Here is a 1,983-nt window from a genome sequence, read left to right on the forward strand (position 1 = left end):
TTTCAGTTGAGGGTCACTTTTGTATGCTCTTTTTTCGGACAATTTCCTCGTAACAGCTTTTCATCCCCTTGAATTTGCTCCGTTAGCGCAATCTTGATCGTTATTATGTGTTCGTAATGACTGCTTGCTGCTTTTGTCCTGTCAAAGTAAATGCAACCCCGTCGCATTTACTTTGACGAGGTTGCATTTACTCTGAAAATTTACCACCATAAGCTAAAATCGAGAGATACCGCCTTGGACCGCCGGACTTTTCAGAAGTTCCTCGATTCGCACCGGAGCTTGAACGATTGACAGGCAGTCCGCTTAATATATAATAGGACCGATCTCTGCAATCGGGGAAAGCCTCTTTTGTCGTGCGATAAGCGCGGAGACGGCGAAGTTTATAGTAAAGCCTTGGGGACAATTTGAGCGGCCTATGCGGTTCCGTTGAAAAATTGCTGAAGAATTTTTGCGGGGTATGAAGCGATGAACGACATAAAGGATATTTGCGTCAGGAAACTGTCGAAACCGCGGCAGGACATGGAAAAATCCAACGCCATGTGGAACAAACGGGCGCGCGAATTCCGAAAGATCTCGTCCAATGCCGGTAACGACCAAGTTTTTGATCTTTTCAGGGCGAAAGCCGAGCTGAAAGGCCGCAGCGTGATCGATATCGGCTGCGGGGCAGGACGCTATCTGAAGAGGCTCCTCGACGAAGGCGCTCTTGCCGAGGGGCTGGAGCCTTCCGTGGAAATGGTGAGGCAGGCGCGGGATCATCTTTCTCAGTCTGGATACGATGGAACCTCGATCGTCATTCACAGCGCCGCTTTTCAGGACTTTGCGCCCGAGAAAAAATACGACTACGTGTTCATATCCAACAGTCCCGTCATCTCATACTACGAGAATTATCCCAGGATTATCGGCCTGGCCCGAAAAGGGATCTTCATCAGCTCGTGGCTCAAAATCAAAGACCTGTTTCTGGAAAAGATCGCGCTGGGGTTGGGACGGGCGCCGCACACACACGGAGGCAGCGACATCGTCTATTTTATGAACCTCCTGTTGGCCGACGGCTATTATCCTGACTTTTGGACACACGTGAGTCATCGAGAAGAACGCGTCGATCCGAAGAATTTCTATCTGCGCTACACGAGCTGGCTTTACGGGCCTGAATACGGAGAGAAAGAGATGGACAGGGTCAAAAGGGAAATCGGCAAGTATTTGGGAGACGATAAAAAAGTCGCCGTGTCGAGCACAAATGTCATGGGACTGTTGTATCTCGATCTGCTGAAGCAGAGCCTGTGAGGAAGAATCGCAAACACTGAAGTTTTCCCGCAACGACAGCGGCAGCGCGCGGATCCGTCGCGGAATGCCGTTGGACGCCGCGAGCTCCGGCATGATCGGGAACGAAAAAGCGACTCCGTACGAATCGTGCCTTCGTACGGAGCCGCTTTTCGTGTTCACAGTTTGGTGCGGGGGGGGGGAATCGAACCCCCATGGATTGCTCCACAAGATCCTTAGTCTTGCGCGTCTGCCAATTCCGCCACCTCCGCGTGACACAGGGCATTATACCACGCGTTGGATTGGCGTCAAGTCCTTAAAACGAAACTGTCGTTGTTCAGTGATAATGAAATTCTTCAAGGTAAATGCAACGCAACATCCGGTACCCCGTTGCATTAAATCTGAATTAAAAGAAGCTTGCATTTAGGGCTTGTTTAAAAAACATTTCAGCTTGTATTATTTCAATAAAATAACACTGGCAGCAACAAGAACAAAAGCGAAAAACGAAGCGTCAAGTTTGTCATAGCGGGTGAAAATTCTACGGAACCATTTGATTTTCTGAAAGAAACATTCAACCAAGTGTCGTTCCTTGTAAACATGCTCATCTATAAACCACGGTTCGGGATTATCGCTCTTCGGCGGGATAGTGTAACTTCCCTCCCGAGAAGTAATGTACTCTCTGATGGCTTGCGAACCGTAAGCCTTATCGCCGATGACGTTGCTCCC

The 1,983-nt window shown here is 49.2% G+C and carries 2 protein-coding genes and 1 tRNA gene; 1 reads left to right on the plus strand and 2 read right to left on the minus strand.

Annotated features, from left to right (window positions below; translation table 11 throughout):
- Positions 1–465 precede the first annotated feature (465 nt).
- Positions 466–1,281, plus strand: coding sequence for a class I SAM-dependent methyltransferase (locus D7D26_RS11880; protein WP_120373181.1), 816 nt, complete (start codon positions 466–468; stop codon positions 1,279–1,281).
- A 163-nt stretch (positions 1,282–1,444) separates the two neighbouring features.
- Here D7D26_RS11880 and D7D26_RS11885 read toward each other — a convergent pair.
- Together D7D26_RS11885 and D7D26_RS11890 are read right to left on the minus strand one after the other, a co-directional pair.
- A tRNA-Leu gene (locus D7D26_RS11885) sits at positions 1,445–1,529 on the minus strand.
- Between the two features lie 184 nt (positions 1,530–1,713).
- On the minus strand, positions 1,714–1,983 hold a 270-nt coding region (locus D7D26_RS11890), incomplete at its 5' end, for a transposase (protein WP_147413033.1).

Origin of the sequence: Pyramidobacter sp. CG50-2 (assembly GCF_003612005.1) — a bacterium.
GTDB lineage: Bacteria > Synergistota > Synergistia > Synergistales > Dethiosulfovibrionaceae > Pyramidobacter.